This is a genomic window from Varibaculum cambriense, from assembly GCF_032557235.1.
GTDB classification, from domain to species: domain Bacteria; phylum Actinomycetota; class Actinomycetes; order Actinomycetales; family Actinomycetaceae; genus Varibaculum; species Varibaculum cambriense_C.
Genome location: NZ_JAWGMB010000015.1, coordinates 1 through 14,179, shown reverse-complemented (window position 1 = coordinate 14,179; position 14,179 = coordinate 1). Strand labels below are relative to the sequence as shown.

Below are 14,179 nucleotides of genomic sequence, written 5' to 3'. Positions count from 1 at the left end.
GCCTTGTATAGGCCGTTGATAGCCTCGGCTAGCGCGTTATCGTAGGAATCACCCACCCTCCCCGTGGAGGACCTGATCCCGTAATCAGCCAGTTTCTCGCTACAGGCAATACTCGTGTACTGCGAGCCATGATCGCAGTGATGCGTAAGATTCACGAGAGTTTCTTTCGCTGCCTGGATGACTTGCCCGAGCGCCTCCAGCGGTAGAGCCTCGGTTTTCATTGATGACCGGGTAGCCCAGCCTACAATCTTTCGGCTATAAACATCGGTTACGAACGCTGTATACACGAACCCGGATAGGGTTCGAACATACGTGATATCACCAACCCACACTTCGTTGGGCCTACTGGCCGTGAACTGCCGATTCACCAAATCCGGGCGCAGGTCCACAGCCTGTGACCCCCTGGTCGTGACCGGCGTACGATCCTGGCGAACACCAACAATCCCAGCGATTTTCATGAGTCGAGCGACCTGGTCACGACCAATATCCCAGCCCGCGCGCCTGGCTGCGTGCCACATCTTACGAATACCATAAACGCCAAAATTGTGTGCGTGAATCTCGCGTAGTTCTTCAGCAAGAATCCGATCACGAATGCGTCTGGCGCTTGCTGGTCTGCTCTTCGCTAGCCGGTAGCCGCGAGAGGTAATAAACCCTCCTTCCAAGCTAGCCCTCAGTGTCCGGCAAATCGGCTCGACCCCGAAACGACCCCTATATTCGTCAATATAAGCAATCATCATCGGGCCGGACGGTCGAGCTCCGCTGCGAAAAAAGCCGAAGCAGTTTTCAAAATCTCATTCGCCCTACGCAGCTCCGCATTCTCGCGTTTGAGCCGTTTGATTTCCTCACGCTCTTCACGCGTGAGCCCCTGCCGCTCACCCATGTTAACAAGATGCTGCTCATACCAGCGGCGCAGTGACTCGTTTGCGATCCCCAGCTTCGGAGCTATCTCATTAACCGCCCTCCACTGCGAACACGAACGATCAGCAGCCAACCGATCAGAAAGCAACCGCACCGCCCGACCCTTAAACTCCTGAGAATACCTCTTAGACATAACCCTAATCCTCTCAAAAACGAGTAGGAACAAAACCCAGTACGCTTCAGACAACGCCATCGACTACAACCCCAAATACCAAGACGGATCCCTACACATCCGCAAAGGCTGGGCAGGCCACTAAACCACCCCAACACGCCCGGCAAAAGACACATAATTCGGGCATTAGCCCCAAAATGTTACTTAACCCCGCGTTCATGCAGGTCGGAAGGGGGTGTGCCTGATGGGGCATCGTAGAAAGGCTCTAGATAAAACTAGGGCCAGTCCCAGCAGGACCGACCCTTACAAAACCTGAGGGTTTTTCACGTACGATTTAAGTTGCAGAATCACATCATGCTGTCAATTGCCTTTCATATGCGCTATTGCCGGCAGTATACGGCTACTCGTCTTCCAGCACCTGCCAGTATCCTGATTTGTTGGACCCCACGCGTCTTATAAAGTTGTTCTCCCGCAGACAGCGTATCCCCTCATCGACGGTGGTCTTGCTCTTGTCGATCTTAGCCTTGATCTGTTCTTTTGTGATGTTGGGATTGTTGCGTATCTCCTCCAAGATCCTTCTTTGCGTGGGGTTCGGGTTGACCCCGCTACTGGGTTTGTCGCCCACTTTATCACCCGCTTTATCACCCATGACGTTAATCCAGTTGAACGGGATTCTCACGACAATGGAGTTCTCCCTGAATTCGAAGGCCTCTCTGCCATACCTCTCGACGATTCGCGGTACGCCCCTTCCCGTTTTCTCGCTTATATGCAGTTGCAGGAAGATCTCGGACAGCTTCCTGTTGACGGGGATGGATTCTCCCAGGAAGAACCCTTCGAGCGTCTGGGCGCTCGGGAGCGATCCGCGTGACAGAATCTCTATGCGGTCCGAGTAGACGCTGACCATGGGTTCGTCGCCGTCCACCCACCTGTTATGCAGGAATGCGTTGATAATCGCCTCGCGAAAGGCATCGTCGTCGAACAGGGGAACGTCGCGCCGCTCGACCACGCGGTCTGCCTCGTCTGCCTGGATTATGTTCAGCACGTCGCCGTATCTTAGCACCTCGTCAAGCGTGTACAGGAGGCACGTGTGCCCGAACTCCCTGACAGAGTACATGTTGTCGGCCTTGCTTGGCCCGGAGAAGATGGCGACCCTCATCGGCATGCGAGAGTTGTCCGACAGAAGCCGGGCCATGAGATTGTATTTACCATCCGGAGTGTATAGCCCCAGGTTCTTCCTGAACTGTTCCGCATTCAGCTCGACCCCTTTTGCTCCATAATATATTTGGAGTTTCTCAAAGGTCAGATCCTGGTATTCGCTCTCGGTGTTCTCTATGGTCGGAATGCCATTGCGTAGGACAGAGAAGAGCGAGGACTCCTTTTCCGGGTACTTGCGCAGCCTCTCCTTACTTGACCCGATCCTGATGAACCGCTCGTCCCTGAATGATATTGGCGCAGTCTTGGCAGCCGGGATAAAGAGAACCACGACCCTTTTGCCGTCAATGGCAGTCTCCTCGAAACGGAAGTCAAGATCAGGGCTAATCTGTCGCGCCAAGTAGTGCTTCAACGGCTCGCCTTTAACACTCCGGCTTGGATCAAACGTCGTGCCCACGATCTCATGTGTATCGTCGCTGACGCCCCAAATGAGGTATGCGAATTCCCTGTCCATGTAGGCAGCGCTGTTGGCTAGTGCCGAGATATATTCGCCAAGGGGCCTCGCCTCGAACCAATTTTCTTTGAACTCAAGCCATTCTTGCTCAGCCCCATGTTTCCTGAGGTCGTTTACCAAGGTGGACAGACCACTCGTTTTCATTGCGTCCTCGCTTGTTTATTACCCGATTTATTACCCAGTTTATTACCCGGTTTTGTAGTCTAACACATGGGGGACCACGGTGTTTACGAAATGCCCGTAACAGCAGCAGGAAAGCCATGTCCGTAATCAGAATTTGCAAAATTTGTTCGTTTAGAACTTCGGCCCTAGCAATCCCAACACTCGCTGTTTTTTCGGCCGCCTAGAAGTTGCTCTTCCAGGCGTCGTATTCCTCTTGGGTGATCTCACCTGCGATGAAACGCTGCCGCATATCGCCCCAGGCCTTTATCGCGATGGAGGCCTTCGGGGCGCGTGCCGCCCTCGGGTCTATCCGAAGCCCGCTGCCGTCTTCGTCGGGGACGAGAGCGAACTCGTCTTCGAGTTGGAGCAGCGCCCCCACCAGATCCCTCGCGCTCGTGATCTTGTGGTCTTCGAGCATCTTCGGGGAAACATCGAGGGCCTGCGCGATCTTTCTCAGCTGCGCCTCGCCAGGCGTTCGTATTCCGCTTTCGTAGTGGCGGATTGCACCTTCGGTCATGCCGACCTTCTCGGCAAGCCTCACGATGCTTAGCCCCCGGGCCTTCCGGTATCTCCTTATGTTCTCGCCGACAGTCGCCATGCGCGTTCGTTCCTCCGTCACCTTGCCGCATCGACCATTATCGTACATTTTCGTACAGGGCAGTCGCGGCAAATAGGCGGCGTGCTCACAGTTCTCTTGGAAGCTCCATGGCGAACGCGAGCTTCCTTTGCTCGCTTGGCCACGCGCGGGATCCGGGACAGCGCTGAGCCCAGGACGTTGCTCGCCACGATGGGACCTACGCCCCACGTCGAACCATGGATGCATCGGGATTCACCCGCTCGGCTTGCTGGAGGGCCGCATACTGTTCGACCGTCGTCCTCAAGAAGCCCTCCCGCATGGCTCGCCCTTCCCCGCCTTATGCACGCACGCTCGCACGGAACCGCTCTATCTTCGCAAGGGTCGCGATACTTTCCCCATTTCTTTTCACGGGAAGGCATTTCCTCGACCTCGTGAAAACAAATGCGAAAACTAGCGCGGCGGATATTCCGATTCGATTTGCCGCTTCGCTTTCTCCCTTGCAAAGCACGCGGACCCGTGCGCCCTTCGTGCCACAAGGCAGGGCAAAGGGCCAAGCCTAAAACAATCAGGAGGTTATCATGAAAGCACTCATCGAGAAGTCGAAACAAGCTCCCAACCGTTGACCTCGTTCTCCGTCACAAGGACAGCTTGGATATCATCGGGGTAATCCGGGTTGCGTAGCTGATCGAGAAACGCGAACTTGCGTGTCTCAATTGTTCCTTCGCTAGACTTGTAGTTCTCTTCGAGGGAGGTGATACGCTCTGCATAGTCCGAAAGGGTTTCGCTCACAAGTTGGCAACTCCGCCTGTCTTTAACCGCTCCTCGACGGAAGATCCCCATTCGATCGGTATACCCGTCCGTGGTCTCGATGGTGCCGCTATCTGTGACACGAGCAGCACAAAGCATCTGGAAACTGAGCCCTGCCTCATCGTCGATGTAGCCATAGACAATCGCTTCGGGGTGACGAGGATCGAAATCATCGCATTTCATAATCCTCATTGCGTCTTCGATATAGCTTACAGATCCAACCAGACTCCTAAAACTCTGGTGGTCAATGGTCTTTAGACGCTCTTCGATCGGTCGCTCCAGAGGTCACGGCCTAAGCTCGTCGTCGAATCCAAGGGGAAACGACAAGCGCGCATACCATGCCTCGGTATTCACTTCAGGGATAGGATCTGTCTTATATTTGGCGAGGAAACGCTCTCGCGAGCCATCGATCAGATCGTGTTCGATGCTTAGCGTAGCACCCTCGAACAGGTGCCAGTCCTCGTTGTCGGGTAGATGCAGAAGCAGTATCTGCTCTTTTCCATCAGCTTTGAAGCGATCCAGTACCTTGAAATGTGAGTTCGACTGCGCGATGCATAGCCCCATCGCGAGGCTTCCTCATTGTCTTGAACAACGTCGCTGAAGTTCACCATGTGGTCCGATAGGATGCTGATTCTGTGCGCTTTCGCCAGCCCTCCAACCCTGCAAGTTGCATCAGTGAAGGCTTGCTCACAGATAATCATGCCAGGCATGTATTTATCTGCCAGTACCGAGCCCATATCGACATCGCGTACGAACATCTGCAAGCCCGGCATCATCCCGTTGATGGCTTTCTCTAAATACCAAACAGGAACTTTCTCAACGTCAACGCCATGTTCAGTCTTTGCCATTTGCTCCCCAGTCCACTAGTGCTCGTTGCCTTGACCTTGAATGAGTTTGTCGAGCAACCCCTCCGCTTCGTCGTCATGTTATGCGCTTGCCGCCAATGCCAAGTCTCTGATTCTGAAGAACCAGTCCATCATCCACTGGTAGCACTCTGACCAATCCTCGTTGTCGAAGTCCGCGCTACGACGTATCACGACGTGTCGTGATTTCTTGTCTTCGTCGTGTGCATCCCAATCCGGAGCCGTGCCTGTTTCTTCTATCCAAAGCTGATTGAACTGCTCCTTCAGCGGGAGCACCTTCTCATAAGCCTCGAGATTGTCTAACCACAGCTCCACGCCATAGCTCGCATCCCAAGTGCTAAGGAGCGCAGAGATGTGCATGTTGGGCGTCCCTATTCCGAATGATGCCCAGGCGTCCACGTTGTCTGCGCGATTGCTCGGGTCGTTGAAGCAGCTCGTGAAAGCCTCGCTGTTGGAGCAGTGGTTGTAGAATCCGTCCCAGAAGGCCACACGGAAGCTCTTCACATCTGATGTGACGCTTTCACCTTTGCTGAGCAGATACTCGGACCTGAGTTCATCGAGCATGGGGCCGCCCTCTCCGACGCGCCAGAACGTCCATCCATTACGAGCCCCTCCGCCTCCAGCAAGCGATACGGCGCGCTTCGCTGCCAGGGACGGGCTCTTGAACGTCTCGCCGTTCGAAAGCTCGATTTGACCTGTGTCGGTAACGCGTGCGCTTATCGAGTAGCCGTCGCTCTTCGGAATGAGCATCGCTCCTGAAGTCACAAGCCCTGCATCGAATATGTCGCGAAATATCGCAGACCTGCCAGCGACGTCTTTCTTCTTTTGAGGCTCATATTGCTTTGCCGTGTCTGGGTCGATAGCCAGGTAACCCCATCTCTTCTCAGCTTCGCGGGCTAGCTCCTTCGCGCGATCCCGGATCTGGTCTGCGCCCCAGCTGTCTACCTTTCTCATGGCGTCGGATATGACGAGGTAGTCCTTACCGTAGCCACCGACGTAGCGCTCCTTCTTCTCGCTGAAAGAATCGTCGGAGAGCTCCGAGTTGTATGCCGAGAGCGTTAGGTTTCCAAGGTTGTTCAGCAAGGTGCCGAAGGTCTCCTCGTCCATGTCCTCGACATCATTTGCCCATCCGCTTGCAGCGAGCGCGTTCTGAGGCATGACGTGCTCAATCGTGAAGCTCCCGTTGTCTAGCGTGAGGGGGTCCTTCGGATGATGCATGTTCTCCAGGTTGGAGAGCAGGTACAGCGAGCGGCGGTAATGGTACGCGTCGCGTGTGGTGAGGGAATTGAAGAACTCCGCGTTGTCGGGGAACCTGCGCGCCGTCCCAGCCTCCAGCATGAAAAAGGCCTGATAAGCCTCGGCGTAGTCGCCGCCACCGTCTTGCACCTTGTTGAGCTTGGCGATAACGGAAGGGAGGAACTTGTTCAAGGAGTTGGTTGGAACGTCGCATACCGACCTGCGGAAGACGTAGCTCTCGGTCAGTTTGAGCATCTGTAGGAAAGCATCCTTGCCGAATGCGTCTTGGTAGTAGTCGTCGTACAGTGACAAAAGCAGCGGATTCACGACACTCACGTCGAGCTTGCGAAGCTCGACAAGCACGCGGTTCAGCTCGGAATCCGCCTCCGTGCCCCGCGTGATCCGCGAGTAGTATTCAGCAAACCTCTCCATCTCTCGCAGGAGCTCTACGATGCGGTTATCTCTGTCGTAGCCTCGGTCGCTCACGTGCCGCTTGAAGATGAAGTAGATGTCGCGCTTCACCAAGGGCTCTGGCGCGTAGAGCACGGTCAGATAGTTGCGCAGGAACTCGTCGAAGGTGTCCTCGTAGGAGTCTGCGCCGAGCGTGAGCTCGATGTTGCGCCAATGATTGAGATATAGGTCGTCCTGCTTCTCCTTGGGGAGCCCCATGAGGACGAAGTTACGGATGAGGTCGGCAGACGAGAGGTCCTTGCCTGTCGAGTTCATCGACTCGAAAATGAGCTGCGGGTTGTCCTGGTATGCGTCAAGCGAGATTGAGACGACGTCCAAGCGTTGTATGCCGTCCCAGACGACATTGGGATCCTCCAATGCCTCGATGCGATCTGCGAAGAACTGATAAGTGGCGATTAGCTTGGCTGATTCCTCGTCAACCTTACGCTCTGGGTTGACGAGGTTCTCGACGATGGATTCGAGCGTCTTCTTGTCGCCCCTAGTCAAGGTGAGTTTGTAGCGGTCCTCGCCCTGCCTGAACTCGTCCATGAGGTATCCTCGCTGCACGATCTCGGCATGGGAGAATCTCAGCTGCGCCTCGGGATGTTTGCGTGAATAGTCAGCAAGGGCGGCGATGAGAAGCGTGAGTGTGGTGATGCGCTGCTGGCCGTCGATCAGGAGCATGGGTTGTATGCCGGAGGCAGAGAAGGTGCCGTCCTGCACCCATACAACAGACCCTGTGAAATGTCTGTCCTGCGGTCGGTTGCCAACATAGAGGATGTCGTCCCAGAGCTGCTCGCACTGCTCCTCATCCCAGGAGTAAGGGCGTTGGTAGACCGGTATGACGAACCGAAGGTTTGCGCTTGTGATGAGCCCGACGAGCGCTTGGGCATGCGCGTTCATAGCCATTGTTCCACCTTTTCCAATGCCGCTGTCCGCTCGTTTCTACAATGACAGGTCGAAGAGCTGAACCGTGACGTGCATTATCCTTTCATCGTCTTCATTTTGAATCTTACAGGTCCATTGGCTGTGATCGGGCCTGTGCATGGTCACTGCCATTTCGCGCAACGTTAAATCGACGTTATTCAGAATGGATTCGAAGTTCTTATTTTGCTTGTTGAAGATCACTATGCTTACTTTGGTATCGCGCCATGTGGTGTAAGAGAATAACTGGTCAACAGCCTTTCTGAATGCTTTCTCACCGTGCCATATCTTGCACTCTGCAATATACGCGGCATGTTTTTCAACTGGGATATGGATGTCAGCTTTTCCGTGCTTTCGGAATGTTTCCCCTGTCGCAATATTCTCATAATGGCTGTTCAGTGTCGTCAGGAGGATGTCCCTCAACTGCTCTTCATTCAATGAGCTATATGCGGAGGGAGTCCTCTCCATCATGGCTCCCGTGTTCTCTATAACCTCATTGATGTGCGAGAACACGGAGTCTTCTATGGAGTAGGATTGCTCTTCTCCTTGCTGTTTGTCAGGCTTCGAGATTTTGATTCGCTTCTTTTTCATGGGAACTGGAATTGGGTGTGACGAATCTTTGGTGCGAACCAAAGGAAGATTCAGTCCTTTGCGAATTGTTGCAAACTTATCTACCTGCTCAATCCTTCTATCCAGTTCTGACTCAACAATTGATGGCAAAGACGCGTTGTATTGCTCAGCATCAGAGTTGCAATAAGAAATCTGTTTGGCAAAGTCTTCAATCTTTTCGGTGAAGTGTTCTTGAATTCCTTCGGGGGAAGCTGAGCCTAAAGGTATTTCAGCGACGAATGTGATGTAGCCAACTCCATCGCGACAGGGCTTTGAAACGTCCTCGGCATCATGCCCGATAAGCGAAAATGTCGAAGGACGCATTTCAAAGAACCAATACGTTCCAGAATAGGCAACCCTGCAAGTCGCTTTAACTCCTGCAACATCAAAGTATTTCGGCTCTGTCCTATCCATCTGATACCACGTGCTGTATGTTTGGACGGTCTTTTCGCTTACGTCGATTTCGGCAGTTTCAGGGTAGATAGTTACTAGCTCAACTTCGTATTGACCAATCCAATAGTCAAGCCACTCGTCGCGATTGGTTTTGTCGAGTTCATCTGCTGAGAGTTTCCTAATGGATTCTTTCAGCTTGTGTTTGAGACCTTCGAAGATGGAATAAGAGTCGTTGCCGTTAAAACACTTCATGCGCCTATTCCATTCCCTGTATTACTTCCAAAAGTTCGTCGTAGCTTGATACTTGGTGATAGCGCACACGAGAGCCGGAAAGCTCGTTGAAGACCTTCTTCGCGCATGCGATCTTCGTCTGCTCTACGGTCGAGAGCTCCATAGTATCCATGGTGCCCTTCGTCTCGGCGATGAAGTACACGTGCCACACCGCGCCCTCGTTGAAGCGGGCGGTGTGCTTGACGACCTTCCCAGACGCGGTCATGCGCCTGAATTCGATCACGGCCTCGGAGGACTTGTTCTTGGAGACGATGATGTCCTTCAGATAGAGATAGCCGTCGGTGCCGAGCATGTTCTTCAGCTCGAAGCCCTTCACCTCGATGCGCTTCACGAGCTTCTCGTGAAGGCATCCAGGGCATCCAGCGCATATACCAGATTGCGCTTCTCGCGATGCGTAGCGGAGTAGTTCAGTGGGAACAGCGGGTTGAAGCGCTGGATTCCCTTCCAGGTGGCAGAACCCTTCTTGCCCATCTTCTGGGGCTCGTCCACGATCACAATGGGGTTGTTGGCGGCGATGACGTCGATGGGGCGTCGGCTTCCAAACTCATCGCGCTCGTCGAAGATGATGCGCGCGGCCTTGTTGGAGGCCCCTTCCTTCATGGAGGAGTTGAATGCCTGCATGTTGATGATCATGGCGTTGATCCCGTCATCCTGCGAATAGGAGTCCAGGTCGTTCAGGCGGTCGGAATCGTAGATGAAGTAGCGGATCGCCTTTCCGTATTGCTCGAAGAAATGCTGCTCGGTGTTCTGGAGGCTCTTGTAGACGCCCTCACGGATGGCCACGCTCGGCACCACGATGATGAACTTCGTCCAGCCGTAGAGGCGGTTCAGCTCGAACATCGTCTTCGTGTAGACGTAGGTCTTGCCCGTGCCGGTCTCCATCTCCACATCGAGCTGGCATGCGCCGATGTCGTCTGACAGAGCACCGGACTCCGCGAGCTGGTTGCGTGACTGCACGCGGTTGATGTTCCTCAGGATGTCATGCGAGCTTAATACCAGAGGCGCGTTGGCATAGCCCTCCTGCGCCTCAAGCTGGCTGTTTCCAAACATGGATTCCATGCCCTGATGCGTCTTCACGCGCCCAAGATCGCGTAGGTATGTGTATGCATTCTGATTATGCTGTCCCTCGAAGACGGTAGTCACGGCATCCGAGGCTGCCGTTTGGTATGGCTGTATCTTGAACTTAAAATACATAGTCTTCCTCTGTGTCCGAATCTTGATCACGGTTGTTTATCAAGCCATCTCGCCCGAAAATGACGATGTCGTCGCTGTTGGGCTTGAAAGAGTCTTCGAGCTGGTCAACATAAATATATTGCGGCATATGTATGGCAGGCCCCGAAAGTATGCATTCGCCTTGCCCCAAGGCACTCAGCATCGACAAACTCGTATCGCCCATGAAGCTGACAGTCTTTCGAATACGTCCGATATCGTTTGGGTTAACCAGCTTATGAATAAAGAAGTTATGAATCTGCGAAGTTATAGTCGGGGAGATATCACTTGGCCTTTGACTTGCGGCACAGAGAAAAACCCCGAACTTCCGTCCTTCTTTCACAACTTTCTCAAATACGCGAATCGTATTGTCGTGAATGAGGTCGTCTTGTTTGCTATCGTAAGAGAGCAGATTGTGGGCTTCGTCTATTACCACACTGATAATAGAGGATGGCTTACCATCTCCCTTCTCTTCGACGGCATTCCTTAGAAGCAGTTCGGCCAGCAAAGCAGGGATCATTTCTCTTGTGTCTACGTTGGTGTTACCGAGCTGCACAACCGCAAAATTGCTATCATTGAAAATGCCGTTTAATCCGGAACTCGGCGAATCTTTGAAAGTTTTTTCGAGATCTTTCACAACTTGACGTGCTCTTGGCAACAAAGGATGAACATAGTCGTAATTTGTCCCGCTTTCGGCGCTGAGGGCGACTTCAAAGGCTAGGCAAAGGTAGAACAGATTGAGTTTCGATAGGTTTTCTTTTATGGTTATAGGTCTAACTTGAGTTATGGTGTCAATGCAATTGGCGGAGCACCAAGGTTCATAGTAGAAATTCTTGGTCGTGGAATTAAACGCCACATTCTCTAGCCCTATAACCATGCCCTCGCAATAGTTCCGAAGAGTGAAGAAGAGCGTTTCCCGCTTATCGGCGAGCGACCAACTGATTCTGTCGATCATTTTGTTTTCATCGAAGTCTTTCCATCGCTTGCAGGCTCGCCTTACAACAGGCATTTGCGTTTTCTGGGTTGCTCTGAGCAACGTCCCCCAGCTATCTTCATCAAGCGTTTCGAAGTTGAGCGGGATTTTGCTATCCGGGTCTTTTTCGCGTGTGCTCAGCTTGAAAACTGACTTATCGGATACCGGCAAGATAGCGTCGCCGCCATACTCGTTGTTGAGGTCAAAAATAACGATCCTTGCGGCTCGGTCTTTTCGTGAAAACTGGAGTGCATATTCTCGCATCAGTTTTGCAAGCGTGTTCGATTTTCCGCTTCCGGTGTTTCCGAATATTCCAATATGTCCAGACATCAGCCTGTTTGCGTCGATTCTGACATCACAAGCTTCGTCATAAAGATCGCGTCCAAGCGCTATAGCGTGATCGCTTTCTAGATTATGAATAAGGTCGAAGTCCTCTTCGTTTAGCGTTTCGACGGTTGCGCCAACAAATGGAAGGCACCTCAGACCGCCTCTAAACTTACCGTTGTCAATATGCCCTCGAACTTCCAAATCAACCAGAAAAGGACCAAATGGCTCTTGGTGTTCCGAGCTGCCTTTCTGGCTTCTGTCATATTCGATTTCGTGCTCCCCGACGATTTGACATACGACCGTATCGAGGCCTACGTTCGTCTTTACAAAAGAATTGATACGAGGTGCCGAGGTGACTTCCCCTTTATCTACGAGATAAGGTTGAAGACGCTTATAGAAAGTGGCTACAGCACGGATGCCGTCAACGCGAGAGATCCGACCTATGTTCATGATCTTGTCGCCTCGTCAATAATCTTGCTAAGCGTCAAGGTAGTATCCTGGCATGGAGTAGATGGCGGTATGGCAATCACGCTATCTACGAGATTGTCTGGAACGCTGCTATCTTCGCTGTATTGAAGCTGGAAGACCGTCAACCCGTTTGATATTGCGTCTTCAATGGCATCGTTGATGTGGCTATCACCCCAGGAATATCCCACGACGAACAGTGCAGAGTTCTTGCGAAGAAGCTCGCCCTTCATCGCAAATAGTGTTTCGTAGAAATCGCTAACAACGTTGCCGAGTTTGTCTGATCCGGGAAACATGATCTGGTCTTTGTGAAGCTGATTGCCTGGACCAACAGAACCGTGCATTTTATAAACAGCAAAAGTGGGAATGTACTCGTGCCTTGCGGTGTTGTATCCGATTATCTCAAATGGAAGTGACGATCTGAATCCATGAGAGGTAAGAACATAATGAAAGAGCCCGTTATTTTCCAAGATCGTTTCCAGTATTCGATCGTAGTTGAGGGTGAAGATGTTCACCCTCTTTGATTCTGGATGGCGATTTTCAGCCTTAGATATAACCGAGTTGGTGGAGCACATCAAATGATCCAGGTTTCGTATTGATTCGCTTTCGAATTCGACGGCAAGAGCGAACTTATTGAACTCAGCACAGAAGGCTTCTAAAATCTGATCTCTCTTACCCTCATCGGAGATACCCCTAAGTTCATTCTCGATATTCCTACCCTCTAAACCAAGAGCTTTCATCTTTGCCAGTGTTGCTTCAAATCCGGTAAATTGAGGAAACCCGGATCCGTTTACACCCGAACCAAAGAGAAAGTTGATCGAACATGACCCGAGAATCCTCTTTACTTGTTCGATATCCACGTTTCCCAAATGGTTTACGCTGTCATTGTCCAGCTGTTCAAATTGTTTGGCTTCGGACATTTAGATCACCCGGCGGATGGTGTCGGGGCTGCATGTCTTGAAGAGCTCCTCGAAGTTGGCGGCTGCGGAGTCGTCCTTGAAGGAGAGGTCGCGCATGGCAGCGTAGGAAGGTTTCATTCTCGCAATGGCCTCGATAACATCGTTGTTCACGTCAACATCGAAGCAGGCGATGAGCTGCCCGGCATTCACGTTGAAGACCTTCTTGCCCTCGATGTCGAACGTCTCGTACTTTGCCGAATAGGGAATCCGGAAAGCAGGGAGTGCTTGGAAGAGAAGGTCCTCGGCTGTTCGGCCATCTTTCACATTGTCGATCATGTCGAGCAGCGAAGACTGATCAGTCCGATCGGGCGAAGCGTACATGTCACGGAAGTTGGAAGATTCGATCTTCAGAACGCGGAAACCGATGTCGGGGACGGGCTTGGGGTCTTCGCCGAGTTTGAGCTGCGTGTTTTCTTTTTCAACTTCTTCAGCTATCTTACTGCCTGCGCGCCGAATGCGCTCTTCGCCGACTTCACATAACGTTTTGAACTCACCTGAGAGCGGCTCGTCGATTTGAACGAGTATGTATTTTCGAGAACCGCCATCGTCGGCGTTCTTCTGCATCACGGCGTCAGCCATGGAAGCCGAGCCGGAATAGAAGTCGAGAATGAACGAATCATCATCTGACGCGATATCGAGGATGCGTTTCATGAGGCGCGTGGGCTTCGGGGTGTCGAAAGGAGCGCTGCCTTCAAACAGCTTTTTTAGCTCTTTCTTTGCCTCGTCAGTGTGACCGACTTCTTCATATGGCCAAAGGTTTGTCGCCGTAGGCCCTGATGACTCGTCTAGATATCTCTTTCGGCGCATTCCTCCCAAGCCGTCACCAGTGAAGTACAGCAGTGGCCAAGATCCTTTGTCGTATCGTTTCTTCGCAATCATTTTTGCCTCTTCGAAGGGAACGCTCAGCACGATGCCTTTGACGCCTTCCCTCACTTCTAAGGCGTCAATGCCGCAAACCTTAGCTCTCTCGGTTGCATCCTCAAGATCCCGAAGCTCGTACGGTGCCCATTCGTTGAGGATCTCTAAAAGGCCGGTTGGGGGTGCGGATTGTTTTTTGGACAGTTTTAGACTACCGCATGGTAGTGGTTTCTGTATTGTTTTATGGTTATTCTGAAGCGTACTGGGTTTTGTTCCGCTTTTTATACGGGGGTCAGCTCGCTGACCCGAGTTTGATTATACATATCGATGATGTCGGCTGGAGTGCGGTATCCGAGCGCTTCGTGCAGGCGCTCATTGTT

13 protein-coding genes are annotated in these 14,179 nt (G+C 52.4%); all 13 read right to left on the bottom strand.

Annotated features, from left to right (window positions below):
- The coding region (locus E6072_RS08685; protein WP_316695117.1) for an IS3 family transposase at positions 1–737 on the bottom strand (737 nt) is incomplete at its 3' end.
- Positions 734–1,051, bottom strand: coding sequence for a transposase (locus E6072_RS08680; RefSeq protein WP_316077506.1), 318 nt, complete (start codon positions 1,049–1,051; stop codon positions 734–736). The genes E6072_RS08680 and E6072_RS08685, both read right to left, overlap by 4 nt.
- A gap of 379 nt (positions 1,052–1,430) precedes the next feature.
- Positions 1,431–2,840 (bottom strand): RNA-binding domain-containing protein, encoded by a 1,410-nt coding sequence (locus tag E6072_RS08675; RefSeq protein ID WP_316695115.1) that lies wholly within the window; start codon positions 2,838–2,840, stop codon positions 1,431–1,433.
- A 199-nt stretch (positions 2,841–3,039) separates the two neighbouring features.
- Positions 3,040–3,456 (bottom strand): helix-turn-helix transcriptional regulator, encoded by a 417-nt coding sequence (locus tag E6072_RS08670; protein WP_316690840.1) that lies wholly within the window; start codon positions 3,454–3,456, stop codon positions 3,040–3,042.
- A gap of 567 nt (positions 3,457–4,023) precedes the next feature.
- The gene (locus tag E6072_RS08665; protein WP_277035258.1) at positions 4,024–4,434 is read right to left on the bottom strand and encodes a hypothetical protein; all 411 of its coding nucleotides are present in this window, start codon (positions 4,432–4,434) and stop codon (positions 4,024–4,026) included.
- A 236-nt stretch (positions 4,435–4,670) separates the two neighbouring features.
- Positions 4,671–5,090: a hypothetical protein gene (locus tag E6072_RS08660; protein ID WP_277035256.1), complete on the bottom strand. Its 420-nt coding sequence runs from the start codon at positions 5,088–5,090 to the stop codon at positions 4,671–4,673.
- Positions 5,091–5,168: 78 nt separating this feature from the next.
- Positions 5,169–7,700 (bottom strand): DUF4268 domain-containing protein, encoded by a 2,532-nt coding sequence (locus E6072_RS08655; protein ID WP_316695112.1) that lies wholly within the window; start codon positions 7,698–7,700, stop codon positions 5,169–5,171.
- A gap of 36 nt (positions 7,701–7,736) precedes the next feature.
- Entirely contained in the window at positions 7,737–8,969 is a 1,233-nt protein-coding gene (locus tag E6072_RS08650; protein ID WP_278609458.1) for a hypothetical protein, read from the bottom strand.
- 4 nt (positions 8,970–8,973) lie between these two features.
- The gene (locus E6072_RS08645; protein WP_277035249.1) at positions 8,974–9,339 is read right to left on the bottom strand and encodes a hypothetical protein; all 366 of its coding nucleotides are present in this window, start codon (positions 9,337–9,339) and stop codon (positions 8,974–8,976) included.
- The gene (locus E6072_RS08640) at positions 9,336–10,085 is read right to left on the bottom strand and encodes a DEAD/DEAH box helicase family protein (protein ID WP_316690843.1); all 750 of its coding nucleotides are present in this window, start codon (positions 10,083–10,085) and stop codon (positions 9,336–9,338) included. The genes E6072_RS08645 and E6072_RS08640 overlap by 4 nt, the downstream gene beginning before the upstream one ends.
- A 106-nt stretch (positions 10,086–10,191) precedes the next feature.
- The gene (locus tag E6072_RS08635; protein ID WP_278609522.1) at positions 10,192–11,967 is read right to left on the bottom strand and encodes an ATP-binding protein; all 1,776 of its coding nucleotides are present in this window, start codon (positions 11,965–11,967) and stop codon (positions 10,192–10,194) included.
- Positions 11,964–12,902, bottom strand: a complete 939-nt coding sequence (locus tag E6072_RS08630; protein WP_277035241.1) for an SIR2 family protein — start codon at positions 12,900–12,902, stop codon at positions 11,964–11,966. Before E6072_RS08630 ends, E6072_RS08635 begins: the two co-directional genes overlap by 4 nt.
- On the bottom strand, positions 12,903–13,820 hold the full coding sequence (locus E6072_RS08625; RefSeq protein ID WP_347563542.1) for a DNA methyltransferase: 918 nt from the start codon (positions 13,818–13,820) through the stop codon (positions 12,903–12,905).
- Between the last annotated feature and the right edge of the window lie 359 nt (positions 13,821–14,179).

Bases quoted from the DNA above. Each gene is read 5' to 3' on its own strand.
- E6072_RS08680 (WP_316077506.1), bottom strand. From the start codon at position 1,051: ATGTCTAAGAGGTATTCTCAGGAGTTTAAGGGTCGGGCGGTGCGGTTG.
- E6072_RS08675 (WP_316695115.1), bottom strand. From the start codon at position 2,840: ATGAAAACGAGTGGTCTGTCCACCTTGGTAAACGACCTCAGGAAACAT.
- E6072_RS08670 (WP_316690840.1), bottom strand. From the start codon at position 3,456: ATGGCGACTGTCGGCGAGAACATAAGGAGATACCGGAAGGCCCGGGGG.
- E6072_RS08665 (WP_277035258.1), bottom strand. From the start codon at position 4,434: ATGAGGATTATGAAATGCGATGATTTCGATCCTCGTCACCCCGAAGCG.
- E6072_RS08660 (WP_277035256.1), bottom strand. From the start codon at position 5,090: ATGGCAAAGACTGAACATGGCGTTGACGTTGAGAAAGTTCCTGTTTGG.
- E6072_RS08655 (WP_316695112.1), bottom strand. From the start codon at position 7,700: ATGGCTATGAACGCGCATGCCCAAGCGCTCGTCGGGCTCATCACAAGC.
- E6072_RS08650 (WP_278609458.1), bottom strand. From the start codon at position 8,969: ATGAAGTGTTTTAACGGCAACGACTCTTATTCCATCTTCGAAGGTCTC.
- E6072_RS08635 (WP_278609522.1), bottom strand. From the start codon at position 11,967: ATGAACATAGGTCGGATCTCTCGCGTTGACGGCATCCGTGCTGTAGCC.
- E6072_RS08630 (WP_277035241.1), bottom strand. From the start codon at position 12,902: ATGTCCGAAGCCAAACAATTTGAACAGCTGGACAATGACAGCGTAAAC.
- E6072_RS08625 (WP_347563542.1), bottom strand. From the start codon at position 13,820: ATGATTGCGAAGAAACGATACGACAAAGGATCTTGGCCACTGCTGTAC.